At 65.1% G+C, this 25,775-nt stretch carries 28 protein-coding genes; 17 read left to right on the top strand and 11 right to left on the bottom strand.

Translation table 11 applies throughout. From position 1 onward, the window contains the following. Positions 1-27 precede the first annotated feature (27 nt). The gene (locus E8E91_RS08065) at positions 28-1,104 is read left to right on the top strand and encodes an aminopeptidase (protein WP_280375317.1); all 1,077 of its coding nucleotides are present in this window, start codon (positions 28-30) and stop codon (positions 1,102-1,104) included. Positions 1,105-1,162: 58 nt separating this feature from the next. After that, positions 1,163-1,396 carry a DUF1161 domain-containing protein gene (locus tag E8E91_RS08060; protein WP_190828968.1) on the top strand — a complete coding sequence of 78 codons (234 nt, stop codon included), beginning with the start codon at positions 1,163-1,165 and terminating at the stop codon, positions 1,394-1,396. Positions 1,397-1,543: 147 nt separating this feature from the next. On the opposite strand, the gene E8E91_RS08055 is transcribed toward E8E91_RS08060, so the two are convergent. Continuing rightward, positions 1,544-2,188: an HAD family hydrolase gene (locus E8E91_RS08055; protein WP_280375316.1), complete on the bottom strand. Its 645-nt coding sequence runs from the start codon at positions 2,186-2,188 to the stop codon at positions 1,544-1,546. 1 nt (position 2,189) lies between these two features. Then, positions 2,190-2,735 (bottom strand): gamma carbonic anhydrase family protein, encoded by a 546-nt coding sequence (locus tag E8E91_RS08050; protein WP_280375315.1) that lies wholly within the window; start codon positions 2,733-2,735, stop codon positions 2,190-2,192. 112 nt (positions 2,736-2,847) lie between these two features. Here E8E91_RS08050 and prlC point away from each other — a divergent pair, with 112 nt between their 5' ends. The 4 genes from prlC (at position 2,848) to E8E91_RS08030 (ending at position 7,251) form a co-directional block, all read left to right on the top strand. Continuing rightward, positions 2,848-4,896 carry an oligopeptidase A gene (prlC, locus tag E8E91_RS08045; RefSeq protein WP_280375314.1) on the top strand — a complete coding sequence of 683 codons (2,049 nt, stop codon included), beginning with the start codon at positions 2,848-2,850 and terminating at the stop codon, positions 4,894-4,896. Next, positions 4,893-5,159, top strand: coding sequence for a YheV family putative zinc ribbon protein (locus E8E91_RS08040; RefSeq protein WP_190828961.1), 267 nt, complete (start codon positions 4,893-4,895; stop codon positions 5,157-5,159). Before prlC ends, E8E91_RS08040 begins: the two co-directional genes overlap by 4 nt. A 215-nt stretch (positions 5,160-5,374) precedes the next feature. Beyond that, the gene (locus E8E91_RS08035; RefSeq protein ID WP_280375313.1) at positions 5,375-6,433 is read left to right on the top strand and encodes a PA0069 family radical SAM protein; all 1,059 of its coding nucleotides are present in this window, start codon (positions 5,375-5,377) and stop codon (positions 6,431-6,433) included. A 110-nt stretch (positions 6,434-6,543) separates the two neighbouring features. Continuing rightward, positions 6,544-7,251, top strand: coding sequence for a carbonic anhydrase (locus E8E91_RS08030; RefSeq protein ID WP_280375312.1), 708 nt, complete (start codon positions 6,544-6,546; stop codon positions 7,249-7,251). 377 nt (positions 7,252-7,628) lie between these two features. Here E8E91_RS08030 and E8E91_RS08025 read toward each other — a convergent pair whose 3' ends face one another. Continuing rightward, complete coding sequence (locus E8E91_RS08025; RefSeq protein ID WP_280375311.1) at positions 7,629-8,288, bottom strand: hypothetical protein; 660 nt, start codon at positions 8,286-8,288, stop codon at positions 7,629-7,631. A 386-nt stretch (positions 8,289-8,674) separates the two neighbouring features. Here E8E91_RS08025 and coxB point away from each other — a divergent pair, with 386 nt between their 5' ends. The 4 genes from coxB to E8E91_RS08005 are packed head-to-tail and all read left to right on the top strand — an operon-like array spanning position 8,675 to position 12,887. Continuing rightward, positions 8,675-9,802 (top strand): cytochrome c oxidase subunit II, encoded by a 1,128-nt coding sequence (coxB, locus tag E8E91_RS08020; protein WP_280375310.1) that lies wholly within the window; start codon positions 8,675-8,677, stop codon positions 9,800-9,802. A gap of 29 nt (positions 9,803-9,831) precedes the next feature. Continuing rightward, the gene (gene ctaD, locus E8E91_RS08015) at positions 9,832-11,421 is read left to right on the top strand and encodes a cytochrome c oxidase subunit I (protein ID WP_280363436.1); all 1,590 of its coding nucleotides are present in this window, start codon (positions 9,832-9,834) and stop codon (positions 11,419-11,421) included. A gap of 1 nt (position 11,422) precedes the next feature. Next, entirely contained in the window at positions 11,423-11,974 is a 552-nt protein-coding gene (locus tag E8E91_RS08010; protein ID WP_151131116.1) for a cytochrome c oxidase assembly protein, read from the top strand. A gap of 25 nt (positions 11,975-11,999) precedes the next feature. Continuing rightward, positions 12,000-12,887: a cytochrome c oxidase subunit 3 gene (locus E8E91_RS08005; RefSeq protein ID WP_280363439.1), complete on the top strand. Its 888-nt coding sequence runs from the start codon at positions 12,000-12,002 to the stop codon at positions 12,885-12,887. Between the two features lie 30 nt (positions 12,888-12,917). On the opposite strand, the gene E8E91_RS08000 is transcribed toward E8E91_RS08005, so the two are convergent. Beyond that, complete coding sequence (locus E8E91_RS08000) at positions 12,918-13,121, bottom strand: twin transmembrane helix small protein (RefSeq protein ID WP_280375309.1); 204 nt, start codon at positions 13,119-13,121, stop codon at positions 12,918-12,920. A gap of 69 nt (positions 13,122-13,190) precedes the next feature. Here E8E91_RS08000 and E8E91_RS07995 point away from each other — a divergent pair, with 69 nt between their 5' ends. From E8E91_RS07995 to E8E91_RS07975, 5 genes are read left to right on the top strand one after another with little or no spacing between them, the layout of a single operon-like run. Beyond that, positions 13,191-13,919 carry an SURF1 family protein gene (locus E8E91_RS07995; RefSeq protein WP_280375308.1) on the top strand — a complete coding sequence of 243 codons (729 nt, stop codon included), beginning with the start codon at positions 13,191-13,193 and terminating at the stop codon, positions 13,917-13,919. Continuing rightward, a complete protein-coding gene (locus E8E91_RS07990; RefSeq protein WP_280375307.1) occupies positions 13,894-14,475 on the top strand; it encodes a hypothetical protein in 582 nt (193 codons plus the stop codon). The genes E8E91_RS07995 and E8E91_RS07990 overlap by 26 nt, the downstream gene beginning before the upstream one ends. Positions 14,476-14,512: 37 nt before the next feature. Further along, positions 14,513-15,598: a COX15/CtaA family protein gene (locus tag E8E91_RS07985; RefSeq protein ID WP_280375306.1), complete on the top strand. Its 1,086-nt coding sequence runs from the start codon at positions 14,513-14,515 to the stop codon at positions 15,596-15,598. 24 nt (positions 15,599-15,622) lie between these two features. Continuing rightward, positions 15,623-16,528 (top strand): heme o synthase, encoded by a 906-nt coding sequence (gene cyoE / locus E8E91_RS07980; RefSeq protein ID WP_280375305.1) that lies wholly within the window; start codon positions 15,623-15,625, stop codon positions 16,526-16,528. Continuing rightward, complete coding sequence (locus tag E8E91_RS07975; protein ID WP_280375304.1) at positions 16,525-17,160, top strand: SCO family protein; 636 nt, start codon at positions 16,525-16,527, stop codon at positions 17,158-17,160. The genes cyoE and E8E91_RS07975 overlap by 4 nt, the downstream gene beginning before the upstream one ends. A 155-nt stretch (positions 17,161-17,315) precedes the next feature. On the opposite strand, the gene E8E91_RS07970 is transcribed toward E8E91_RS07975, so the two are convergent. The 4 genes from E8E91_RS07970 to E8E91_RS07955 form a co-directional block, all read right to left on the bottom strand. Beyond that, on the bottom strand, positions 17,316-18,092 hold the full coding sequence (locus tag E8E91_RS07970; protein WP_280363454.1) for a MetQ/NlpA family ABC transporter substrate-binding protein: 777 nt from the start codon (positions 18,090-18,092) through the stop codon (positions 17,316-17,318). A 54-nt stretch (positions 18,093-18,146) separates the two neighbouring features. Next, entirely contained in the window at positions 18,147-18,812 is a 666-nt protein-coding gene (locus tag E8E91_RS07965) for a methionine ABC transporter permease (protein WP_280375303.1), read from the bottom strand. Next, positions 18,812-19,819 (bottom strand): methionine ABC transporter ATP-binding protein, encoded by a 1,008-nt coding sequence (locus E8E91_RS07960; protein ID WP_280375302.1) that lies wholly within the window; start codon positions 19,817-19,819, stop codon positions 18,812-18,814. The genes E8E91_RS07965 and E8E91_RS07960 overlap by 1 nt, the downstream gene beginning before the upstream one ends. Before the next feature lie 163 nt (positions 19,820-19,982). Beyond that, on the bottom strand, positions 19,983-20,825 hold the full coding sequence (locus tag E8E91_RS07955; RefSeq protein ID WP_280375301.1) for a PA5502 family lipoprotein: 843 nt from the start codon (positions 20,823-20,825) through the stop codon (positions 19,983-19,985). Between the two features lie 200 nt (positions 20,826-21,025). Here E8E91_RS07955 and E8E91_RS07950 point away from each other — a divergent pair, with 200 nt between their 5' ends. After that, on the top strand, positions 21,026-22,654 hold the full coding sequence (locus tag E8E91_RS07950; protein WP_280375300.1) for a GMC family oxidoreductase N-terminal domain-containing protein: 1,629 nt from the start codon (positions 21,026-21,028) through the stop codon (positions 22,652-22,654). Here the strand turns inward: E8E91_RS07950 and znuB are convergent. From znuB to E8E91_RS07935, 3 genes are read right to left on the bottom strand one after another with little or no spacing between them, the layout of a single operon-like run. Beyond that, complete coding sequence (gene znuB / locus E8E91_RS07945) at positions 22,626-23,411, bottom strand: zinc ABC transporter permease subunit ZnuB (protein ID WP_190828927.1); 786 nt, start codon at positions 23,409-23,411, stop codon at positions 22,626-22,628. The two genes, E8E91_RS07950 and znuB, sit on opposite strands and share 29 nt — an antisense overlap. Further along, the gene (znuC, locus tag E8E91_RS07940; RefSeq protein ID WP_280375299.1) at positions 23,404-24,204 is read right to left on the bottom strand and encodes a zinc ABC transporter ATP-binding protein ZnuC; all 801 of its coding nucleotides are present in this window, start codon (positions 24,202-24,204) and stop codon (positions 23,404-23,406) included. The genes znuB and znuC overlap by 8 nt, the downstream gene beginning before the upstream one ends. Further along, entirely contained in the window at positions 24,201-24,701 is a 501-nt protein-coding gene (locus tag E8E91_RS07935; RefSeq protein WP_280375298.1) for a Fur family transcriptional regulator, read from the bottom strand. Before E8E91_RS07935 ends, znuC begins: the two co-directional genes overlap by 4 nt. A 64-nt stretch (positions 24,702-24,765) precedes the next feature. Between E8E91_RS07935 and E8E91_RS07930 the strand changes: the two genes are divergently transcribed. Next, a complete protein-coding gene (locus E8E91_RS07930; RefSeq protein WP_280375297.1) occupies positions 24,766-25,680 on the top strand; it encodes a zinc ABC transporter substrate-binding protein in 915 nt (304 codons plus the stop codon). Positions 25,681-25,775: the final 95 nt, after the last annotated feature.

The following is a 25,775-nucleotide window of genomic DNA, read 5'->3' as shown; positions in this document are numbered from 1 at the left end:
ATGGCTCCGATGCGCTAGTGTCGCGGCATGCTGACCACCCTTGTTATCGAACTGCTTGACCGCATCCACAGGCCCTGGGTTCCCCTGCTGGGCGCCGTGCTGCTGAGCGGTTGTTCCAGCCTGGACTACTACGGCCAATTGGCGCGCGGACAGCTCGCCCTGCTGCACGCCCGCCAGCCGGTGCAGGCGTTGATCGACGACCCCGCCCAACCGCAACAGCTGCGCCAGCGCCTGGCACTCACCCAGGAGGCGCGGACCTTCGCCAGTTCGTCCCTGGGGCTTCCGGACAACGACAGCTATCGCGTCTACGCCGATATCCAGCGGCCCTATGTAGTGTGGAACCTGTTCGCCACGGCGGAGTTCTCCCTGCAGCCGGAAACCCACTGCTTCCCGATTGCCGGTTGCGTCGCCTATCGCGGCTACTACCAGTTGAGCCGTGCACGAGGTGCTTCCGCATTGCTCAAGCAGCAAGGCCTGGATACCTGGGTCGGCGGCGTCGAGGCCTATTCCACCCTGGGCTGGTTCGACGACCCGCTGCTCAACACCATGCTGCGCTGGGATGACGACCGCCTTGCGGCGCTGATTTTCCACGAGCTGGCCCACCAGCAGCTCTATGTGCCGGGGGATACGGCGTTCAACGAGTCCTTCGCCAGCTTCGTCGAGCGCGAAGGCCTGAACCAGTGGCGCGCCAGCCGTGGCCTATCCACCCGGGGCGACGAAGACTCCCGGCGCCGGGACGCCCTGACCCGACTGGTGCTGGACGCCCGCGAGCGGTTGGAACATCTCTACGCCAGCGGCTTGCCGCCCGAGCGCATGCGCCAGGGCAAGGCCAAGGAATTCGAGCGCCTGCGCCGCGACTACCGCACCATGCGCGACCGCGATTGGGGCGGCTACAACCGCTTCGACGCCTGGATGGACGGGCCGATGAACAACGCCAAGCTGCTGCCCTTCGGCCTCTACGACCAGTGGGTACCGGCCTTCGCCGCGCTGTTCCGCGAGGCGGGAGGAAACTGGCAAGCCTTCTACCGGCGCGCCGGGGAGTTGGGGGACCTGCCTCAGCAGGAACGCACGCGAGCACTGGAAAGCCTGACGGCGAACCGCTAGAACTTGCCTGGCTGGCTGTCAGTCCAACGGCCGGGAGATCAAGGAAATGGAGTTGGCGATGAGAAGAATGGCTGTAGTCCTGATGCTGGGCGCGTTGGCGGGCACCGCTGTGGCGGCACCCAAGCCTTGCGAGGAGCTGAAGCAGGAAATCGAAGTGAAGATCCAGGCCGCGGGCGTCACCAGCTACACCCTGGAGATAGTCCCCAACGCCGAAGTGAAGGACCAGAACATGGTGGTCGGCTCCTGCGAGAACGGCACCAAGAAGATCATCTACCAGCGCAACGGGGATTGATGCCGACGCTGGGTTGGCCCTGTAGGGGCGAATTCATTCGCGAAAGGCCGCGTTGCGGCCCCTCCTTGAAATCTGGTTGAGCAGGTCTTCGACCTGCATCGCGATTGAAATCGCTCCCACAAAATGCGGTTTCTCGCCGTCCACCCATCAACCAAACGCCCGACTCAGCTCATCCAGGCTGGCGAAGTAGTAGGCCGGCGCCTCGCCCATCAGCTCCTCGCGGCTGCCGAATCCATAGCCCACGCCGGCCCCGTGCAGGCCATTGCGGCTTGCGCCGATCAGGTCGTGCTTGCGGTCGCCGATCATCAGAGTATCGGCGCGGTCCAGGCGCTCCTCCTCCAGCAGGTGGGCGATCAGCTCCACCTTGTTGGTGCGGGTGCCGTCCAGTTCACTGCCGTAGATGTGTTTGAAGTGCCGGTCGAAGCCGAAGTGCCGGGCGATCTCGCGGGCGAATACCGTCGGCTTGCTGGTGGCGATGAACAGGGTGCGGCCCTGTTCGCGCAGGCGTCCGAGCAACGCATCGATGCCATCGAACACGCGGTTCTCGTAGAGCCCGGTGACCTTGAAGCGGTCGCGGTAGTGGTTCACCGCTTCCCAGGCGCGCTCTTCCGGGAGGTCGTAGGTCTGCATGAAGCACTGCAGCAGCGGTGGGCCGATGAAGTGCTCCAGCTTCGCCAGGTCCGGCTCGTGGATGTCCAGTTTGCCGAGCGCGTACTGCACCGAGCGGGTGATGCCCTCGCGCGGGTCGGTGAGGGTGCCGTCGAGGTCAAAGAGGATGTTCTGGTAATCCATCTCAGCCCCCGTAGCCTTCGGCGATGTGCAGGTCCTTCAGCTTCACGTAGTTGGCCGCGCTGTAGGTGAAGAAGGCCTTTTCCTTGTCGCTCAGCGGGCGGGCCTGTTTCACCGGGCTGCCGACGTAGAGGTAGCCGCTTTCCAGGCGCTTGCCCGGCGGCACCAGGCTACCGGCGCCGAGCACTACGTCGTCCTCGATCACCGCGCCGTCCATGACGATGCTGCCCATGCCGATTAGCACCCGGTTGCCGACCTTGCAGCCGTGCAGCAGCGCCTTGTGGCCGATGGTCACGTCGTCACCGATTTCCAGCGGGTAGCCGTCGGGATTGAAGGGGCCGGCGTGGGTGATGTGCAGCACGCTGCCGTCCTGCACGCTGGTGCGCGCGCCGATGCGGATGCGGTGCATGTCGCCACGGATGGTCACCAGCGGCCAGACCGAGCTGTCGTCGCCAAGGTGCACATCGCCGATGACCACGGCGGAGGCGTCGACGAAGACCCGCTCGCCGAGCTGCGGGGTAGTGCCCTGATAGGTTCTGATCGGGTTCATAGCTTTTCCTGAGGCTGCGTCAGCCGGCGATTGTAATTAAGATGGCTCCCATCCGGGCTGTGTCTCGTCTCCTTGTGCAGCCCGCGCCCTTCCTCGAATACAGGTGAATGCCGTGACCCTGAGCAATCCCCTCCTGCAAGACTTCGATCTGCCGCCCTACTCCGCCATTCGTCCGGAACATGTCGAGCCTGCCGTCGACCAGATTCTTGCCGACAACCGTTCCGCCATCGCCGAGCTGCTCGAACGCCAGGACGGCACCCCCACCTGGCAGGGGCTGGTGCTGGCGCTGGACGAACTGGGCGAACGCCTGGGTCGAGCCTGGAGCCCGGTGAGCCACCTGAACGCCGTGTGCAACAACGCCGAACTGCGCAATGCCTACGAGGCCTGCCTGCCCAAGCTGTCCGAATACTGGACCGAGATGGGCCAGAACCGCGCCCTGTTCCAGGCCTACGAGGCGCTGGCCGCCGGTCCTGAAGCTGCCGGCTTCGACGTGGCGCAGAAGACCATCCTCGACCACGCACTGCGCGACTTCCGCCTGTCCGGCATCGACCTGCCGGCCGACGAGCAACAGCGTTACGGCGAAATCCAGATGAAGCTGTCCGAGCTGGGCAGCCGCTTCTCCAACCAGCTGCTGGACGCTACCCAGGCCTGGACCAAAGAGGTTCACGACGAAGCGGCACTGGCCGGCCTCACCGATTCGGCCAAGGCACAGATGAAGCAGGCCGCTGAAGCCAAAGGGCTGGGCGGCTGGCTGATCACCCTGGAATTCCCCAGCTACTACGCGGTGATGACCTACGCCGACGACCGCGCCCTGCGCGAAGAGGTCTACACCGCCTACAGCACCCGCGCCTCCGACCAGGGGCCGAATGCCGGGCAGAACGACAACGGCCCGGTGATGGCCGAAATCCTCGACCTGCGCCAGGAGCTGGCCCGCCTGCTGGGCTTCGAGCATTTCTCCGACCTCAGCCTGGCCACCAAGATGGCCGAGTCCACCCCGCAGGTGCTGGGCTTCCTCCGCGATCTTGCCAAGCGCAGCAAGCCGTTCGCCGCCAAGGACCTGGACGAGCTCAAGGCCTTCGCCGCCGAGCGCGGCGTGAGCGACCTGCAGAGCTGGGACGTGGGCTACTTCAGCGAGAAGCTGCGCGAGCAGCGCTACAGCATTTCCCAGGAAACCCTGCGCGCCTACTTCCCCGTCGACAAGGTGCTGTCCGGCCTCTTCGCCATCGTGCAGAAGCTCTACGGCATCGAGATCCGCGAGCTGTCCGGCTTCGACACCTGGCATCCGGACGTGCGCCTGTTCGAGATCAGCGAGAACGGCCAGCACGTCGGCCGCTTCTTCTTCGACCTCTATGCCCGCGCCAACAAGCGCGGTGGTGCATGGATGGACGGCGCCCGCGACAAGCGCCGCAACGTCGGCGGCGAACTGGTGAGCCCGGTGGCCAACCTGGTCTGCAACTTCACCCCGGCCGTGGGCGACAAGCCGGCCCTGCTGACCCACGATGAAGTCACCACCCTCTTCCACGAGTTCGGCCATGGCCTGCACCACCTGCTGACCCGCGTCGAGCATGCCGGTGCGTCCGGCATCAACGGCGTGGCCTGGGACGCGGTGGAGCTGCCCAGCCAGTTCATGGAGAACTGGTGCTGGGAGCCGGAAGGCCTAGCGCTGATCTCCGGCCACTACCAGTCCGGTGAGCCCCTGCCCCAGGACCTGCTGGACAAGATGCTGGCGGCGAAGAACTTCCAGTCCGGCCTGATGATGGTGCGCCAGCTGGAGTTCTCCCTGTTCGACTTCGAACTGCATGCCACCCACGGCGACGGCCGCGGTGTACTCGACGTGCTGGAATCGATCCGCTCTGAAGTGGCAGTGATGCGTCCGCCCGCGTTCAACCGCTTCGCCAACAGCTTCGCGCACATCTTCGCTGGCGGTTACGCCGCCGGTTACTACAGCTACAAATGGGCGGAAGTACTGTCCGCCGACGCCTTCTCGCGCTTCGAGGAAGAAGGCGTGCTGAACCCGGCCACCGGTCGCGCATTCCGCGAGGCCATCCTGGCCCGTGGAGGTTCCCAGGAGCCCATGGTGCTGTTCGTCGACTTCCGTGGTCGCGAGCCCTCCATCGACGCCCTGCTGCGCCACAGCGGCCTGACGGAGGACGCAGCATGACCGCCACGCCGAAACGCTTCATCGCCGGTGCCGTGTGCCCTGCGTGCAGCGAAATGGACAAGATCCAGATGTGGGACGAGGACGGGGTGCCGCACCGCCAGTGCGTGGCCTGCGGCTACGCCGACACCCTGAATGCCCAGGGCCAGTCGGTGCCGAAGGAGCTCGGTACCCGCGTCAATCAGCCCAAGCCCAAGGTGGCCGATCCCAAGGTGCAGGGGGTGCAGTTCTTCCCCAATCCGAAGCTGAAGAAACCCAGCGAGTGATCTGCAGGCCAAGGAGGGCGTGTGTGGCGTCTGCTGTGAGGTGATGTGGCGGCGGCGTTAGCTGTCTCCACGTGCCTTGTAGGCGCCAGCTTGCTAGCGAAATGGACCATTCGCTGGCAAGCCAGCTCCTACGGGCAACCGCCCGGCAGAATCCGGCTAGTCGTAGGAAGAATCTCCATATACTGTATGAATATACAGTTTGCGGAGATTCTCCCATGCCTGCCCCTCTTCCGCCCCGTGGCCGTGGTACGGCCAGCAACCCGTTCAACCGTTTCGCACCAACCACCTCGGTGGCGATGGATGACGGCTGGTTCCAGGAAGTCCCGCCCAGCCGCGCGACCGAAGTCCGGCAGGAAACCGCGAAGAGCATCATCACCCGCAACCAGTCGCCGGACCTGCCCTTCGACCGCTCGGTGAATCCCTATCGCGGCTGCGAGCACGGTTGCATCTACTGCTATGCGCGGCCCAGCCATGCCTATTGGGACATGTCGCCGGGATTGGATTTCGAAACCCGGCTGATTGCCAAGACCAACGCCGTCGCCCTGCTCGAACAGCAGCTCTCCAAGCCTGGTTACCAGTGCGCGCCGATCAACCTCGGTTCCAACACCGACCCTTACCAGCCCATCGAGCGCGAATACCGCCTCACCCGCCAGACTCTCGAAGTGCTGCTGCGCTATCGCCACCCGGTGACCATCGTCACCAAGGGCTCGCTGGTACTGCGCGATCTCGACCTGCTCACCGAGCTGGCGGAGCAGAACCTGGTGGCGGTGATGATCAGTCTCACCACCCTCGACGATGAACTGAAACGCACCCTGGAACCCCGCGCCGCCGCTCCATCGGCACGCCTGCGGGCGATCCGCGTGCTGAGCGAGAACCGAATTCCGGTGGGAGTGCTCTGTTCGCCGATGATCCCCATGATCAACGACATGGAGCTGGAGAGCCTGCTGGAAGCCGCGCGAGATGCCGGCGCGCGGCAGGCGAACTACATGCTGCTACGCCTGCCCAGGGAAGTGGGGCCGCTGTTCGAAGAATGGCTCCAGGCGTACTACCCACAACGTGCCGCCCATGTGATGAGCATCATTCGTCAGTGCCGGGGCGGGGAAATCTACGACAGCCGTTTCGGCCACCGCTTCAAGGGCCAGGGGCCTTTCGCCGAACTGCTGGCGCAGCGTTTTGCCGTCGCCATCCGCAAGCTGGGACTGAACCGGCGACGTGACTATGAACTGGACTGTTCTCGCTTCTGTCGGCCCGGCGGACAAATGGCGTTACTTTGAAGTGTGACTCGGAGGGTTGTAACGACAGTCCTGTAGGAATTCAAATGCCGGCAATACGTGGATAATGGGCGGCATAACAGACAATTCCTACGATGACCGAGGTTGGCAGCATGAACAACGAGCACGACAAGCTGGGCAGTGAAAGCGCCGAAGAAGCCCTGCGGAACATAGTCGAGGGCTTCCAGCGGTTCCGCGACGAAGTCTTCCCGCAACAGGAAGAACTGTTCAAGAAGCTCGCCCATGAACAGAAACCCCGCGCGATGTTCATCACCTGCGCCGACTCGCGCATCGTGCCCGAACTGATCACCCAGAGCTCGCCCGGCGACCTGTTCGTCACCCGTAACGTCGGCAACGTGGTGCCGCCTTACGGCCAGATGAACGGCGGCGTGTCGACGGCCATCGAGTTCGCGGTAATGGCCCTCGGCGTGCACCACATCATCATCTGCGGCCACTCCGATTGTGGCGCGATGAAGGCGGTGATGGACCCGCAGACGCTGGAACGCATGCCCACCGTAAAGGCCTGGCTGCGCCATGCCGAGGTGGCCAAGGTGGTGGTCCAGGAAAACTGCGGCTGCGCCAGCCACGAGTCCCTGGCAGTACTCACCGAAGAGAACGTGGTGGCCCAGCTGGACCACCTGCGCACCCACCCTTCGGTGGCGGCGCGCCTGGCCAGCGGCCAGCTGTTCATCCACGGCTGGGTCTATGACATCGAGACTTCCGTCATCAAGGCCTACGACGCCGAGCAGGGGCGCTTCCGCGCGATCGGTGACGGTCCGCTGCCGATGGCCACGCCACGGCCGCGCTACCAGGCGGAGTGATGAAAAAAGGGGCTGCCGGTGCAGCCCCTTTTTCATTTGAGCTTGGGAAATCACGTTCCGAGGACGTGGTCTTGAGTCACCGGCTCTGCCAGTGACGATGGGCCGCCGAGGAATCAGGATGACGTTCGTAGGATGTGGCGGGTGGTACTCCGCTGGAGCGAAGCGATACCCATCGGCTCTACAGAACTGCCTGAGGCGGTTCGTATCCCCGTGAAGCCGATCTTGTAGGGTGCGCCGTGCACACCGGCAGTTTGACCGGGTGCCGCAGTTGATCCATGGAGTCGGTGTGCGCAGCACACCCTACGGTCCAGACCGAGGATTCGCCCCCTTTTCAGGGGGCTTCCGCAGGTCCGCGTTCTACGAACCTGGATGCTTACTCAGCCCGCAGAACGCTGGCCCTGCTTCAGTTCCAGCCCGACGCCCAGTTGCTGGGACATGCACGGCCAGCGTTTCCAGGCTTCTTCCACCTTGGGGTCGTGCAGTTGCTGGCGATAGGCCTGGGCCGAGGGTTGGCTGAACACCTCGTCGTCCAGCAGGCCGTCCACGGCATGGTGAACGGCTTCATCCAGCTGGTTGGCGAAGGGCTCGCCGATCAGCTGGTGGGCGATCAGGTTGGCCACCGTGGTATCCAGCGGGATCAGCGGCTGGCCGAAATGCACGATGTAGCGGTCATTGACCTCTTCCACCAGGCGATGGGCCAAGTAGGCCTCGTCGAGCAGGCCTTCCAGGCCTTCATGACCTGCCATCAGGGCCGGGGGCTGCAGGAAGAACTGCTCGGCGACCTGGAGCACCGGTTTGATGCGGGCTTCGATTCCGGCTTCACGGGCGACATTGGCGGCGGCATCCAGCACGTCCGGGACCTGTTCCACATAGGCGGCGATGAAGCGGGCGAGCACGCCCTGGGCATCCTCTGCCGGCAGGCGAATGGCGGGGTGCAGGCTGGCGACCTGGGCTTCCAGTATCCGGGTCAGTTGGGAGGAGGCGACTTCGTTCTGGAGGGCGCGCTGGATGAGTTCGCGCAGTGCGGCGGTGTTCATGACTGCTCCTGAAAAGGACATGGCGGTTGCAGGTGAATGAAAAGTTGAAGACAAGACCTTAGCTCGCTCAGCGGAACTGCTAAGACCGGATTGTCATAATTGCCTAGCAGTTATTCGGGCAGGATATAACAGCACTTTGCCATCTGCTTGTAGCCCACGCCAGCCGTGGCGTTTAGGACAAGGCTTACGCGCCTTCAGCCATTTCTTCGGTCGCGTTGCGCACCCGAAGTCCCTGTCTATACTCCGACTCGAAAGGCATTACCTGATGGAACCCGACTGTGCACCTGCGTGCCGAGGTCGGCGGTCCGAGTGTGGTAGTCCGGGCAGCCGTCCCCAAGCCGTTGGCCCAGCCGGCGGGATAACAAGAACGAGAAGGGGAACCCGCAATGATGCGACATCCACGAGTCTGGATGGGACTCCTGCTGCTGTCTGTTCTCAGCCAGGCGGAGGCTGCCTGGACAGTCAACATGGCGCCTGGTGCAACCGAGGTCAGCCGCACCGTTTTCGATCTGCACATGACCATCTTCTGGATCTGCGTCGTCATCGGCGTACTGGTCTTCGGTGCCATGTTCTGGTCGATGATCATCCACCGCCGCTCCACCGGCCAGCAGCCAGCGCACTTCCACGAGAGCACCACGGTTGAAATCCTCTGGACCGTCGTGCCCTTCGTCATCCTCGTGCTGATGGCGGTGCCGGCGACCAAGACGCTGATCGACATCTACGACACCTCCGAATCCGGGCTGGACGTGCAGGTCACTGGCTACCAGTGGAAATGGCACTACAAGTACCTGGGCCAGGACGTGGAGTTCTTCAGCAACCTGGCCACGCCTGCTGACCAGATCCACAACAAGGCGCCGAAGGACGAGCACTACCTGCTGGAAGTCGACCAGCCGCTGGTGGTGCCGGTGGGCACCAAAGTGCGCTTCCTGATCACCGCCGCCGACGTGATCCACTCCTGGTGGGTGCCGGCGCTGGCGGTGAAGAAGGATGCGATCCCCGGCTTCGTCAACGAATCCTGGACGCGCATCGAGAAGCCCGGCATCTACCGTGGCCAGTGCACCGAGCTGTGCGGCAAGGACCACGGTTTCATGCCCATCGTGGTCGAGGCCAAGTCCCAGGAGGACTTCGCCAAATGGCTGGCGGCTCGCAAGGAAGAGACCGCCAAGCAGAAGGAGCTGACCGACAAGGATTGGACCCTGGAGGAACTGGTCGCGCGAGGTGACAAGGTCTACCACACCACCTGCGCCGCCTGTCACCAGGCCGAGGGCCAGGGCCTGCCGCCCATGTTCCCGGCACTCAAGGGTTCGAAGATCGCCACCGGTCCCAAGGCTGATCACCTCGGCATCGTCTTCCACGGCAAGCAGGGCACTGCCATGGCCGCCTTCGGCAAGCAACTGTCCGAAGTCGATATCGCCGCCGTCATTACCTACGAGCGCAATTCCTGGGGCAACAACACCGGGGACATGGTGACGCCGAAGGAAGTGCTGGCCCTGAAACAGGCGGAAAGCCAATGAAGAAGACACCGGCCTATATGGAGACTGACATGAGTGCAGTGATCGATCACGATCATGCCGGGCATGATCACCACCACGGTCCGGCCAAGGGCCTGATGCGCTGGGTGCTGACCACCAACCACAAGGACATCGGCACGATGTACCTGTGGTTCAGCTTCGCCGCCTTCCTCCTCGGGGGCTCGATGGCGATGGTGATCCGCGCCGAGTTGTTCCAGCCCGGCCTGCAGATCGTGCAGCCGGAATTCTTCAACCAGATGACCACCATGCACGGCCTGATCATGGTGTTCGGTGCTGTGATGCCGGCCTTCGTCGGCTTGGCCAACTGGATGATCCCGCTGATGATCGGCGCGCCGGACATGGCCCTGCCGCGCATGAACAACTTCAGCTTCTGGCTGCTGCCGGCGGCCTTCGGCCTGCTGGTCAGCACCCTGTTCACCGCCGGCGGCGGACCGAACTTCGGCTGGACTTTCTACGCGCCGCTATCGACCACCTACGCGCCGGAGAGCGTCACCTACTTCATCTTCGCCATCCACCTGATGGGCATCAGCTCGATCATGGGCGCGATCAACGTGATCGCCACCATCCTCAACCTGCGTGCCCCGGGCATGACCCTGATGAAGATGCCGCTGTTCGTCTGGACCTGGCTGATCACCGCCTTCCTGCTGATCGCGGTAATGCCGGTGCTGGCCGGCTGCGTGACCATGATGCTTATGGACATCCACTTCGGCACCAGCTTCTTCAGTGCTGCCGGCGGTGGTGACCCGGTGCTGTTCCAGCACGTGTTCTGGTTCTTCGGCCACCCCGAGGTGTACATCATGATCCTGCCCGCCTTCGGTGCGGTCAGCTCGATCATCCCAGCCTTCAGCCGCAAGCCGCTGTTCGGCTACACCTCGATGGTCTACGCCACCGCGTCCATCGCCTTCCTGTCGTTCATCGTCTGGGCGCACCACATGTTCACCGTGGGCATTCCGCTGACCGGTGAGCTGTTCTTCATGTTCGCCACCATGCTGATCGCCGTGCCCACCGGGGTGAAGGTGTTCAACTGGGTGAGCACCATGTGGGAAGGTTCGCTGACCTTCGAGACGCCCATGCTGTTCGCCGTGGCCTTCGTCATCCTGTTCACCATCGGCGGATTCTCCGGCCTGATGCTGGCCATCGCCCCGGCGGACTTCCAGTACCACGACACCTACTTCGTGGTGGCGCACTTCCACTACGTGCTGGTGCCCGGCGCCATCTTCGGCATCTTCGCCTCGGCCTACTACTGGCTGCCGAAGTGGACCGGCCACATGTACGACGAGACCCTCGGCAAGCTGCACTTCTGGATGAGCTTCATCGGCATGAACATGGCGTTCTTCCCCATGCACTTCGTGGGGCTGGCAGGCATGCCGCGGCGGATTCCGGACTACAACCTGCAGTTCGCCGACTTCAACATGATCTCGTCCATCGGCGCCTTCACCTTCGGTGCCACCCAGCTCCTCTTCCTGTTTATCGTCATCAAGTGCATCCGTGGCGGCAAGAAGGCCCCGGCCAAGCCCTGGGATGGCGCCGAGGGCCTGGAGTGGACCGTGCCGTCGCCGGCGCCCTACCACACCTTCACCACGCCGCCGGAAGTGAAGTGAGATGAGCGGGGAAATGAGCACTCGCCGCCTGATCCAGCGCCTGCTGTTGCTGGTGGTGGTGATGTTCGGCTTCGGTTTTGCCCTGGTGCCGATCTATGACGTGATGTGCCAGGCGTTCGGCATCAACGGCAAGACCACCGGGTCGGCCTACGAGGGCGCGCAGAACGAAGACCAGCAGCGCCAGGTGCGGGTGCAGTTCCTCGCGACTAACGCAGCGGGGATGAGCTGGGAATTCCGCCCCAAGGCGGATGACCTGGTGGTGCATCCGGGGGCGAGCAACGAGATGCTGTTCATTGCCTACAACCCCACCGACAAGCCGATGACGGCCCAGGCCATTCCCAGCGTGGCGCCGTCGAAGGCGGCGGCGTTCTTCCACAAGACCGAATGCTTCTGTTTCACCCAGCAGGTCCTGCAGCCCGGCCAGCGCATCGAGATGCCGGTGCGTTTCATCGTCGACCGTGACCTGCCGGCCGATGTGCATCACCTGACCCTCGCTTACACGCTGTTCGATATCACTGCCCGCAAGCCACCAGTCGCCAGGAATGACGGCTGACGGGCCGATAAGGAGAACAACAACGATGGCTAGTCACGAGCAGTACTACGTCCCGGCCCAGAGCAAGTGGCCGATCATCGCCACCATCGGCCTGCTGACCACGGTCTACGGCCTGGGCACCTGGTTCAACGACCTCAAGGCGGCGCGCCCGGATTCAAACGGCCCGATCATCTTCTTCGTCGGTGGGCTCATCGTCGCCTACATGCTGTTCGGCTGGTTCGGCAATGTGATCCGCGAGAGCCGAGGCGGTCTCTACAGCCCGCAGATGGACCGTTCCTTCCGCTGGGGCATGAGCTGGTTCATCTTCTCCGAGGTGATGTTCTTCGCCGCCTTTTTCGGTGCGCTGTTCTATGTGCGCCACTTCGCCGGCCCCTGGCTCGGCGGCGAGGGCGCCAAGGGTGTCGCCAACATGCTCTGGCCGAACTTCGAATACACCTGGCCGCTGCTGAACAACCCGGATTCCAAGCTGTTCCCGCCGCCCAAGGCGGTGATCGACCCGTGGCATCTGCCGCTGATCAACACCCTGCTGCTGGTGACCTCCAGCTTCACCGTGACCTTCGCCCACCATGCGCTGCGCAAGAACAAGCGTGGTCCGCTGAAGATCTGGCTGGCGCTGACCATCCTGCTCGGTGCGACCTTCCTGGGCTTCCAGGCCGAGGAATACATCCACGCCTACAAGGAGCTGGGGCTGACCCTCGGTTCGGGCATCTACGGCGCCACCTTCTTCATGCTCACCGGCTTCCACGGCGCCCACGTGACCATGGGGGCGCTAATCCTGACGGTGATGCTGGTGCGCATCCTGCGCGGCCACTTCGACCCCGAGCATCACTTCGGATTCGAGGCGGCGGCCTGGTACTGGCACTTCGTGGACGTGGTCTGGATCGGCCTGTTCACCTTCGTCTACGTGCTGTGAAGGTGGTGGCCGGAGGCGGGGGCTTCCGGCTTACCAGGTGACATGGGAAACGAACTGGCCGCTGTAGAAACCCCAGGCAATTAGCGCCAGGGTGACAGCGGTCAGGATTACACGAACCGTTAGCGCATTGACCACGCGGGAGCTGCGTCCTTCGTCCCTGACCAGGAAGAAAAGGCCGCTGAACAGGCTGACCAGCGTGGCAAGCAACATGAGGATGATCGCAGCTTTGAGCATGCGTGACTCCGGGGGAAGGGGGATGTTTTGCAGTATAGCCAGCCCTGTTCTGCCTCGCGGACGGCGGCCATGAGCGCCTTCCGGCCCGGCCTGGCGCCCACCCTGGTGGTGCTCGCCCTGCTGCCGGTGCTGCTCGGGTTGGGCTTCTGGCAGCTCTCCCGCGCCGAGGAAAAAAGCCAACTGCTGGCTGCTGCCGATGCCCGGCACATCACCGCCCCTGTCGATATCGAGAACCTTCGTGCCAGCGCCGATCCGGCCTACCTGCGCGTGCGCCTGAGCGGCCATTTCGACGCCGCCCACAGCCTGTTGCTGGACAGCCGCATCCGCGACGGCAAGGCCGGCGTCGAACTGCTGCAGCCCTTCCAGGACAGCACCAGCGGCCAGTGGCTGCTGGTCAACCGTGGCTGGCTGCCCTGGCCGGATCGCCGCGTGGCGCCGGCCTTCACCACTCCCGATAGCGAGCAGGCGCTGGTTGCCTGGGCCTATGTGCCGCCGGGCGCCGCGTTCGAACTCAAGCACCTGCAAGCGAGCGGCTGGCCGCAACTGATCAACCAGGTGGATGCCGCCGCGCTCTGGCAACACCTCGGCCGCAACGGCCTGCCACTGGAACTGCGCCTGGAGGAAGGCCCGGCGGCCTACCGCACCGACTGGCCGGTGGTCGCCATGGGGCCGGAAAAACACATTGGCTACGCCGTGCAGTGGTTTGCCCTCGCGGCGGCGCTGCTCGGCCTGTTCATCTATTTCGGATTGCGCAAAGGACGGGAGAACAACAATGAACCCAGCACTCGCCATGCCTGAGGCCGCGCCGCCGCGCCGCCGTGGACGCATCCAGCTGCTGCTGATCCTGATGGTGGTGATCGGCCCGATGATGCTCGCCACCGCCATGTACAAGTTCAGCTTCTGGGTGCCGGAAGGCCGCAGTTATCACGGCGCCATGATCGGCAATGGCCAGACCAGCGCCGATATCGGCGTCCAGGGCGCAGCGCCCCAGGAGACCTGGCAATTGCTGGTCACCGCGCCGGGTGCCTGCGAGGCCGATTGCCAGCAGTTGGTCTACCTGGCGCGGCAGATTCACATCGGCCTGGGCCGCGACGCGTCGCGCGCCAGCCACTCCCTGGCCGCCGCCGATGTGCCGGCGGACTACGCCGACAAGCTCAAACAGGAATATCCGCAGTTGAAACGCTACGGCCTGGACACGGTCACCTACGGTAAGGCCACCGACAATCTGGGTGGCGCCCGCCTGTGGATCGTCGACCCCCACGGCAACCTCGTCCTGCGTTACGACGGCACTGCCAAGGGCAAGCAGATCCTCAACGACCTGCGCCACCTGCTGAAGCTTTCCAATATCGGTTGATCGACCCCTTTCTCGCGAAAGGTGAGGAGCGACTGCTGTGGATACCTACAAGAACCGGCCCGGATTCCGCCTCGCCCTGTTCGCCACCCTGCTGGCGCTGGTGGTGGTACTGCTGGGCGCCTACACCCGCCTGACCCACGCCGGCCTCGGCTGCCCCGACTGGCCCGGCTGCTATGGCTTCATCAGCGTGCCGCAGACTGACGCCCAGCTCGCCCATGCCGAGGCCAATTTCCCCCACGCACCGGTGGAGGCCCAGAAGGGCTGGAACGAGATGGTCCACCGCTACTTCGCCGGCACCCTGGGCTTGGTGATCCTCGGCCTGGCCATCCATGCCGTGCGCCTACGCGGCCGTGACGGCCAGCCGCTGAAGCTGCCACTGCTGCTGGTGGCGGTGGTCGTCGCCCAGGCCGCCTTCGGCATGTGGACGGTGACCCTGCAACTCTGGCCCCAGGTGGTGACCGCGCATCTGCTGGGTGGCTTCACCACGCTCTCGCTCTTGCTGCTGCTGAGCCTGCGGCTGTCCAACGCCTTCCCGCCGCTGCAATTGCCACAGCGTCTGCGGCTGTGGGCGGCACTCGGGCTGGCGCTGGTGATCGGACAGATCGCCCTCGGCGGCTGGGTCAGCTCCAACTACGCGGCTGTGGCCTGCGTCGACCTGCCCACCTGCCATGGTCAGTGGTGGCCGGCGATGGACTTCGCCAACGGCTTCCACCTCACCCAGCACATCGGCCCCAACTACCTGGGCGGGCAACTGGATAGCGACGCCCGCACTGCCATTCACATGACCCATCGCCTCGGTGCATTGGCCGTGACCCTGGTGCTGCTGGCCCTTGCCTGGCAATTGCGCGCCGGCGGCCTCAAGGGCCTGGCCGGGCTGCTGCTGGCGGCCCTGTGCCTGCAGGTCGGCCTGGGCATCAGCAACGTGATCTTCCACCTGCCGCTGCCGGTGGCGGTGGCCCACAACGGTGGCGGCGCCCTGCTGCTGCTGGTGCTGGTCACCACCAATTACCGGGTGCGCAACGCGGCTCTTTTTGTAGGAGCGAGCTCTGCTCGCGAAATTGGCGGCGGCGGAGGTTCGCGAGCAGAGCTCGCTCCTACGGCATTGACCCCGCACGGCAAGTAACCGGATCACCAAGGAGAAAACGCCATGGCCACTCTGCTCAGCCAAGGACACAGCCAGGCCCGCGCCAGCTGGCGCGACTACCTGGAACTGACCAAGCCCAAGGTGGTGGTGCTGATGCTCATCACCTCCCTGGTAGGCATGTTCCTCGCCACCCGCGCCGGGGTGCCCTGGGAGGTGCTGCTGTTCGGCAACCTCGGCATCGGTCTCTGCGCCGGGGCGGCGGCGGCGGTCAACCATGTGGTGGACCGGCGCATCGACTCGATCATGGCGAGAACCCTGAAACGCCCTGTGGTCAATGGTCGCGTCTCGCCGGTGGCTGCCTTGAGCTTCGCCTTCGTCCTGGCCGTGCTGGGTCAGGCGCTGTTGCTGGCCTTCACCAATGAGCTGACCGCCTGGCTGACCCTTGCCTCGCTGGTGGGCTACGCGGTGCTCTACACCGGTTTCCTCAAGCGCGCCACGCCGCAGAACATCGTCATCGGTGGCCTGGCCGGCGCCGCGCCGCCGCTGCTGGGCTGGGTTGCCGTCACCGGGCATATGTCCGCCGAACCGCTGCTGCTGGTGCTGATCATCTTCGCCTGGACCCCGCCGCACTTCTGGGCCCTGGCCATCCACCGCAAGGAGGAGTACGCCAAGGCCGACATCCCCATGCTGCCGGTGACCCACGGCGAGCACTACACCAAGGTGCACATCCTGCTCTACACCCTGGTGATGTTCGCGGTCAGCCTGCTGCCCTATGTCATCCACATGAGCGGCCTGCTCTACCTGGCGTGCGCGGTAGCCCTGGGGGCGCGCTTCCTGCAGTGGGCCTGGGTGCTGTACCGTGACAGCAAACCGCACGCTGCGATCAGGACCTTCAAGTACTCTATCGCCTACCTCTTCCTGCTGTTCATCGCCCTGCTGGTGGACCACTACCTGATGCTGAACCTATGACCAGAATCCAGAAAACCGTCTTTGTCCTCGTCGCCGTCGTGGCCGTGGTGCTCGGCCTCACCGTGCACCGCGTCCTGACCAGCCAGGGCCAGGCCGACCCCACCAAGCTGCTCGATGCCGGCATCGTCCTGCTGCCGCAGAGTCGCACCCTGCCGACGCTGGAAATGGTCGACCAGAACGGCCAGAAGGTCGCGGTGGACCAGCTCAAGGACAAGTGGAGCCTGGTGTTCTTCGGCTACACCTTCTGCCCCGATATCTGCCCCACCACCCTGGCGCAGATGCGTGAGCTCAAGGGCCTGCTGCCGCAGCAGGCGCAGGACAACCTGCGCTTCGTGTTCGTCAGCGTCGACCCGAACCGCGACACCCCGCAGCAGATCAAGCAGTACATCGGCTATTTCGACCCGACGTTCGTCGGCATCACCGGTGACCTGCCGACCCTGCAGAAGCTGGCCAACGCCGTGAGCATTCCCTTCATCCCGGCGGACACCAGCAAGGAAAACTACACCGTCGACCACAGCGGCAACCTGGTGGTCCTCGGCCCGGACGGCACCCAGCGCGGCTTCATCCGCTCGCCGCTGAACAACCAGAAGCTCAAGGAGCAACTGCCGGGGCTGGTGACGCCGAAGAGCTGACGCGAATCGGACGCACTGCGTAGGGTGCGCTGCGCGCACCGAAATCTCGGCGCAGGCTAAACGTGCGCACGGCGCACCCTACGATCAAGCTGAGTGCGTTACGCCCACAAAAAAGCCCGCTCATTGAGCGGGCTTTTTCGTTCAGCGCAAAGCGATCAGAACGCCGGAACCACAGCGCCTTTGTACTTCTCCTCGATGAATTTCTTCACCTCGGGGCTGTTCAGGGCCTTGGCCAGTTTCTGCATGTCGGCGTTGGCCTTGTTGTCCTCGCGGGATACCAGGATGTTCACGTAAGGCGAGTCGCTGCCTTCGATCACCAGGGCGTCCTTGGTGGGATTCAGCTTGGCTTCCAGCGCGTAGTTGGTGTTGATCAGCGCCAGGTCCACCTGGTTCAGCACGCGCGGCAGGGTCGCGGCTTCCAGTTCACGCACCTTGATGCCCTTCGGGTTCTCGACGATGTCCTTCGGGGTGGCGGTGATGCTGGTGTTGTCCTTCAGCTTGATTACACCGGCCTTGTCCAGCAGCAGCAGGGCACGGCCGCCGTTGGTGGCGTCGTTGGGGATGACCACCTGGGCGCCTTCCGGCAGATCGGCCAGGGACTTCACCTTGCTGGAGTAAGCGCCGAAGGGCTCGACGTGCACGCCGGTGACGGAAACCAGTTTCACCTTGGTCTGGCGCGCCTTGTTGAACTCATCGAGGTAAGGCTGGTGCTGGAAGAAGTTCGCGTCCAGGCGGCCTTCGGCAACCTGCACGTTGGGCTGGACGTAGTCGGTGAAGACTTTCACCTGCAGGTCCACGCCTTCTTTGGCCAGCTGCGGCTTGATGAACTCGAGGATCTCCGCGTGGGGCACCGGGGTGGCGGCGACTTTCAGGGTGTCGGCCTGGGCGGAGAGGGCGGTCAGGGCGGCGAAGGCCACCAGCAATTTCTTCATGAACGGCTCCTTGTGGGAAGTCATCGGGCCGGCGCAACTGGCGCCGGCACCAGGTCATTTACGGGAAAAATGCACCACCAGCTTGTCGCCGACGGTTTGCAGGATCTGCACGAGCACCAGCAGCAGGACCACGGTGACCACCATCACGTCGGTCTGGAAGCGCTGGTAGCCGAAGCGGATGGCCAGGTCGCCGAGGCCGCCCGCGCCCACCACGCCGGCCATCGCGGTGTAGGACACCAGGGTGATGGCGGTGACGGTGATGGCGGCGAAGATGCCCGGTCGCGCCTCCGGCAGCAGAGCGTTCCAGATGATCTGGCGGGTGGTGGCGCCCATCGCCTGGGTGGCTTCGAGGATGCCGCGGTCCACCTCGCGCAGGGCGGTTTCCACCAGGCGCGCGAAGAACGGCGTGGCACCCACCACCAGCGGCGGGATGGCGCCGGCGACCCCCAGGGAGGTACCGGTGAAGAACACGGTGAAGGGGATCATCACGATCAGCAGGATGATGAAGGGCAGCGAACGCAGCACGTTCACCAGCAGCGACAGCAGGCCGTAAACGGTCTTCTGCTCGAACAGTTGGCGCGGGCCGGTGAGGAAAAGCAACACGCCCAGCGGCAGGCCGAGCAGCACGGTGAACAGCAGCGAGCCACCGAGCATGAGGAAGGTATCGAGGGTGGCGAGCCAGATTTCGTACCAGTCGATATTGGCGAGCAGGGCTTCCATCAGCGCAGGATCTCCAGGTGCACGTCCGCCTCGCGGAAGCAGCCAAGCGCAGCGTCGATGTCGCCGCCGGTCAGGGCCAGGGTCAGCTGGCCATAGGGGGTGTCCTTGATGCGGTCGATGCGCCCGGCAAGGATGCTGTAGTCCACGCCGGTCTGGCGCGCGACGGTGCCCAGCAGCGGGGCGTAGGTCGCCTCGCCACGGAAGGTCAGGCGCAGGATGCGGCCGCTGACGTGGGAGAAGTCGTCACGCTGTTCGCCCTCGTCCACCTGCTCGTCTTCCAGCACGAAGCGCTGGGTGGTGACGTGCTGCGGGTGCAGGAACACATCGGCCACCGCGCCCTGCTCGACGATCACACCACCATCCATCACCGCCACGCGGTCGCAGACCCGGCGGATCACATCCATCTCGTGGGTGATGAGGACGATGGTGAGCTTCAGCTCGCGGTTGATCTCGGCCAGCAGTTGCAGCACCGAGGCGGTGGTCTGCGGGTCGAGAGCGCTGGTGGCCTCGTCGCAGAGCAGGATCTTCGGCTGGGTGGCCAGGGCGCGGGCGATGCCGACGCGCTGCTTCTGGCCGCCGGAGAGTTGCGCCGGGTATTTGCGGGCATGGTCGCTGAGACCGACGCGGGCCAGCAGTTCGGCGACGCGGCGGTCGATCTCTGCGCGGGACAACTCACCGGCCAGCTTCAGCGGTAATCCGACGTTCTCAGCAACGGTCTTGGATGCCAGCAGGTTGAAGTGCTGGAAGATCATCCCGACGCGCTGACGGAAGCGGCGCAGGCCTTCGCTGTCCAGGGCGGTGATGTCGTCGCCATCGATGACGATGCGACCACCGGTGGGTTCTTCAAGGCGGTTGATCAGGCGCAGCAGGGTGCTCTTGCCGGCTCCCGAGTGGCCGATCAGGCCGAACACTTCGCCGCTCTGGATGGCGAGGTCGGTCGGCTGCAGGGCCGGAATTTCGCGGCCTTCGACGCGGTACGCCTTGTGGACGTTATGGAATTCGATCACTGCGGAAACCTTGTGGGTTCGTCGTTAGCCGGATCGGCTAAAAACCGGCAAGTTTACCTGCTGGCACATAGGCACAGAAAATCTTTCTGGACCTATGGCTATAGCAAGAGGGAATAAGCGACAGGCGGACTGCGTGGAGTCTAGCTGCCGCCGGCCGGGACGTTCAGTGGTGCGGGCTGAGCACCAGGCGCGGCACCTGGTCGGGGTTCAGCGCCTGGCTGTACTGGGGCTTGAAGCCGGGATCGAGCTTCTTCACCCGTGCCGACAGCAGGGCGGCGACCCAGGGATAGTCCTTGGCCTCCCGCACCTGGATCTGCACGGCGCAGTCGTGGGCGACGATGTCGGCGGCCACGTCGTCCAGCAGGCGGCGCAGGTTTTCGTTGTCGTCGCGATCGAGCATGGGCAGCTCCACCAGCGGTTTCAGGGCGCGCGGCTTGCTGGCCTGGACAACAGGCTTCTCGCCCTGGGGGGCGTTGGGCAGAACGGTTTGCGCCTGGATGGCGGCGGCTTGGCGTTCGGCGGCTTCGCGCAGTTGACGGGCCTGTTCCAGGCGCGCGGCATTTTCCTTGGCAGCGGCGGCCTCGGCAGCGCGGCGGGCCTGCTCGGCGCGGGCCTCGGCGGCTTCGCGGGCCTGGTCGATGGCGCCGTCCAGGCCGGTGGTCAGGGCGGGCGCCTGGGGCATCAGGCCACGGGCGTGGCTGAGGGCCTTGGTGGCGTTGTCCAGGTCGCCCTGCTGCAGGGCGTCCTGGCCGCGCTTGAGCCAGGCATCGGCCAGCTGGCGCTGGTATTGCTCGAGTCGGGTGTCGCCGGCGGCCTTTTCTTCCAGGCCCTTGAGCTGCGCCTCGGCTTCGGTGAGCTTGCCTTCGGAAAGGTCCTGGTCGAGATGTCGGAAGCTGTTGACCAGATCGTCAGTTGGTACCTCGGCTACTTGCTGGGCAGTCTGACAGGCGGCCAACAGCAGGGAAAAGGCGACAACGGGCAGGCAACGAGTGGCGAACAGCTTCATTCCAGCGGGTCTCTGATTGCTCAAAAAACGCGCGATTCTACACTGCGGTGCTGATCAGGACAAAAAGTAGGGGCAAAACGGCCGCGAAGATGGCATTTCCAGAGGCATCTCAGTGGCCTTGCAGACCTTTCCCAGCTCCTGTCGGAACCGCCACTGCTGCAATATGGCCAGCCACAACGACAAGAACGGCGAGGATTGCCATGTACCCAGCCCTCCAGGACTTCGACTACCTCATCGTCGGTGCCGGCCCGGCCGGCTGCCTGCTGGCCAACCGGCTTTCCGCCGACCCCGGTGTGCGCGTGCTGCTGCTGGAAGCCGGTGGGCGGGACAGCTATCCGTGGATCCACATTCCGGTCGGCTACCTCTATTGCATCGGCAACCCGCGTACCGACTGGTGCTATCGCACCGAGGCCGAGCCCGGCCTGCATGGCCGCAGCCTGGGCTACCCGCGCGGGCGGGTGCTGGGTGGTAGCTCTTCGATCAACGGGATGATCTACATGCGCGGCCAGGCCGCCGACTACGACCGCTGGGCCGAGCTGGGCAATGCGGGCTGGAGCTGGAAGGACGTGCTGCCGCTGTTCCTGCGCAGCGAGAGCCACTTCGGCGGCACCAGCGAATTCCACAACGGTGCCGGCGAGTGGCGGGTGGAGCGCCAGCGCCTGTCCTGGGAAATCCTCGACGCCTTCCGCCTGGCCGCCGGCGAATGCGGCATTGCCCCGGTGGAGGACTTCAACACCGGCGACAACGCCGGGTGCGGCTACTTCCAGGTCAACCAGCGCGCAGGGGTGCGCTGGAATGCGTCCAAGGCGTTCCTGCGGCCGGCGTCGCAACGGCCCAATCTCACGGTGCGCACCGGGGTGGAGGTGCAGCGCCTGCTGCTGGAACAGGGCCGCGCGGTGGGTGTGTCGGGGCGCTGGGAAGGTGTGCAGCATGAATTCCGGGCGCGGCGCGAAGTGATTCTCTGCGCCGGTGCCGTGGGCACACCGATGCTGTTGCAGCGCTCGGGAATCGGTCCGCGATCGCTCTTGGAGCGCCTCGGCATCGGCGTGCGACATGAGCTCGCCGGGGTGGGCGGCAACCTGCAGGATCACCTGCAGCTACGGCTGATCTTCAAGGTTTCCGGCGTGCCGACCCTCAACCAGATGGCCGGCAGCCTGTGGGGACGGCTGGGTATGGGCCTGCGCTATCTCGCCAGCCGCAGCGGACCACTGGCCATGGCGCCGAGCCAGCTGGGCGCATTCGTCCGCTCTGGCCCCGAGCAGACCCGGGCGAACCTCGAGTATCACGTACAGCCACTGTCGCTGGAGCGTTTTGGCGAGCCGCTGCACCCCTTCCCCGCCTTTACCGCCTCCGTCTGCAACCTGCGCCCGCGAAGTCGTGGCCGGGTGGATATCCGTTCCGTCGATCATCGGGCGCCGCCCTTGATCCAGCCCAACTACCTGAGTGATGCCGAGGACCTGCGGGTGGCCGCTGATGCCATCCGCCTGACCCGGCGCATCGCCGCCGCGCCCGCATTGGCGCGCTATCGACCGGAGGAATACCTGCCGGGCCCGGCGCTGCAGAGCGAAGCGGAACTGCACGAGGCTGCGGGGCAGATCGGCACCACCATCTTCCATCCGGTGGGTACCTGCCGCATGGGGCAGGATCGGGACGCCGTGGTGGATGCCGAACTCAAGGTGCACGGTATTCCGGGGCTACGCATTGCCGATGCCTCGGTGATGCCGGAAATCGTCTCCGGCAACACCTGCTCACCGACCCTGATGATCGCGGAGAAGGCCGCGTCCCTAGTGCTTGCCGACCTCAGGCGCGGCGCGGCAGTGCAAAGCTGAAGAGGAACAGGCTGGCGGCGGAGACCACGATGGACGGACCGGCCGGGGTGTCCTTGAACCAGGACAGCGCGAGGCCCGCGCAGACCGCCACCAGGCCCAGCAGGCTGGCGCCCAGGGCCATCTGCTCGGGGCTGCGGGCGTGGCGCTGGGCGGCGGCGGCCGGGATGATCAGCAGCGAGGTGATCAGCAGCACGCCGACGATCTTCATCGCCACGGCGATCACCACCGCGATCAGCAGCATCAGCGCAAGGCGGATGGCCGCCACGGGAAGGCCTTCCACCCGCGCCAGTTCCTCGTGCACGGTGATCGCCAGCAGCGGCCGCCACATGGGGATCAGCACCAGCAGCACCAGGGCGCTGCCGCCGAGGATCCAGGCGAGGTCGGTGCGGCTCACCGCCAGCAGGTCGCCGAACAGGTAGCCCATCAGGTCGATACGCACTTCGCTCATGAAGCTCAGGGCCACGAGACCCAGGGACAGGGTGCTGTGGGCGAGGATGCCCAGCAGCGTGTCCGACGCCAGCGGCTGGCGCTGTTGCAGGGTGACCAGCAGCACCGCGAGCAATACGCAGCCGACAGTCACGGCCAGAGTCGGGCTGACGTCCAGCATCAGGCCCAGGGCCACGCCGAGCAGCGCGGCATGGGACAGGGTGTCACCGAAGTAGGCCATGCGCCGCCAAACCACGAAGGAGCCGAGGGGGCCGGCCACCAGGGCCAGGGCGAGACCGGCGAGCAGTGCGTTGAGCAGGAAATCAGCCATGGTTGCAGTCGGGGCCGTGCTGGTGGACGGGAGTGAAACGGGTGCCGCTGGGGAAAGGTTGCTTCACCACTTCGCCATGCAGGTCGTGGGCGTGATCGTGGTGGTGGTGATAGACCGCGAGGCTCTTGGCGTCCTGGCCGAACAGCTCGACGAAGGCCGGGTCGCCGCTGACCTGTTCCGGGTGGCCGGAGCAGCAGACGTGGCGGTTGAGGCAGACCACCTGGTCGGTGGCGCTCATCACCAGGTGCAGGTCGTGGGAAACCATCAGCACGCCGCAGCCGTGACGGTCACGCAGGCGGCTGATCAGGCGGTAGAGCTCGGCCTGGCCGGCGACATCGACGCCCTGCACCGGCTCGTCGAGCACCAGCAGTTCGGGTTCGCGCAGCAGGGCACGGGCCAGCAGCACGCGCTGCAATTCGCCGCCGGAAATGTTCTGCAGCGGGCTGTCGATCACCTGCACGGCGCCTACTTCATCCAGCGCGGCGAGGGCCGCCTTGCGGTCCACGCCCGGCACCAGGCGCAGGAAACGCAGCACGGTGAGCGGCAGGGTGGCGTCCACCTGGAGCTTCTGCGGCATGTAGCCGATGTGCAGCCGCGGCTTGCGCCAGACCTCGCCCTTGTCCGGCTTGAGCAGGCCGAGCACGGTGCGCACCAGGGTGGTCTTGCCGGCGCCGTTGGGACCGATCAGGGTGACAATCTCCCCGGCCTTCACGGCCAGGTGCACGTCCTGCAGCACCGGCTGCCCGGCAAAGTCGACGCCGACCTTTTCGAGGTGGATCAGGACGTCGCTCATGCGGCCACCTGGCAGCTGGCGCAGAGGCCGACGACTTCGACGGTCTGGCCTTCGACGACGAAACCGACGGATTTCGCGCTGTCGATGATGGCCTGGCTGATGCTCGACTGCTCCAGTTCGATGGCCGTCTGGCAGTTACGGCAAATGAGGAACTGACCCTGATGGGACTCGCCCGGATGGTTGCAGCCGACGAAGGCGTTGAGCGAAGCGATGCGGTGCACCAGGCCGTTTTCCAGGAGGAAGTCCAGGGCGCGATAGACGGTGGGCGGCGCCGCGCGGCGGCCATCTTCCTCGGTCAGCACGCCGAGGATGTCGTAGGCACCCAGCGGCTTGTGGCTCTGCCACACCAGTTCCAGCACGCGCTTGCGCAGGGCGGTCAGGCGCAAGCCCTGCCGGCCGCAGATGGCTTCGGCTTCGGCCAGGGCGTTGGACACGCAGTGGGAGTGGTCGTGGGGGCGACAGGCCAGGGGGGCTTTTGCGCTGATCGGCTTGAGCATGGCGGCGGCGACGTCTGGAGAAAGAGACGTTATTCTATAACTCTTTTCCCGCCGAGTCTGTGCCGTGTTCCGTCTATTCGTCTCCCTGTTCCTCAGCGCCTGCGCCCTGTCTGCCCAGGCCGACGTACGCCTGCTGACCAGCATCAAACCGCTGCAACTGATCGCCGCAGCCGTGCAGGACGGCGCTGGCCAGCCGGACGTGCTGCTGCCTCCGGGCGCTTCGCCACATCAGTACGCCTTGCGCCCCTCCGACGTGCGCCGGGTGCGTGAGGCGGACCTGTTCTACTGGGTCGGGCCCGACCTGGAAGGCTTCCTGCCCCGCGTGCTGAAAGGGCGTGACAAGCCCAGCGTGGCTGTGCAGGACGAACCCGGCATGACCCTGCGCCATTTCGAGGCGCTGCACGATGAGCACGAAGGCGAGCACGACGAACACGAGCACGACCATGACCATCGCCCCGGCACCATCGACGCGCACCTCTGGCTGCTCCCGGCCAACGCTCGGGTGATCGCCGCACGCATGGCCACTGACCTCGCCACCGCCGACCCGGCCAACGCCGCCCGCTACCAGGCCAACCTGAAGGCCTTCGAAGGCCGCCTCGACCAGCTCGACGCCCGCCTGAAGGCGCGCATGGCCAAGGTCGCCGGCAAGCCGTTCTTCGTCTTCCACGAGGCCTTCGACTACTTCGAGGCGGCCTACGGCTTGCGCCATTCCGGCGTATTCAGCGTCGCCAGCGAAGTGCAGCCCGGTGCCCGCCACGTCGCTGCGATGCGTGAGCGACTGCAAGCGGCTGGCCCGAGTTGTGTGTTCAGCGAGCCGCCGGTACGCCCGCGTCTGGCCGACACCCTGACCGCCGGCCTCTCGGTGCGCCTGGCCGAACTGGATGCCCTGGGCATGAACGCCCCGGTGGCCGCCAACGGCTACGAGACCCTGCTGCAGAACCTGGGCGATGGGCTGGCGGGGTGCCTGGAGGCGCTCTGATCTCGACTGTAGGGTGCGCTGCGCGCACCAACTCGCTATGCACGCCTGGGCTTCGCCCGGTGCGCATGGCGCACCCTACCGGGCATTCCGCACGG

The organism is Pseudomonas sp. BN515, from assembly GCF_029873155.1.
Taxonomy (GTDB): Bacteria; Pseudomonadota; Gammaproteobacteria; order Pseudomonadales; family Pseudomonadaceae; genus Metapseudomonas.
This window is presented reverse-complemented; position numbering and strand designations above follow the sequence as displayed.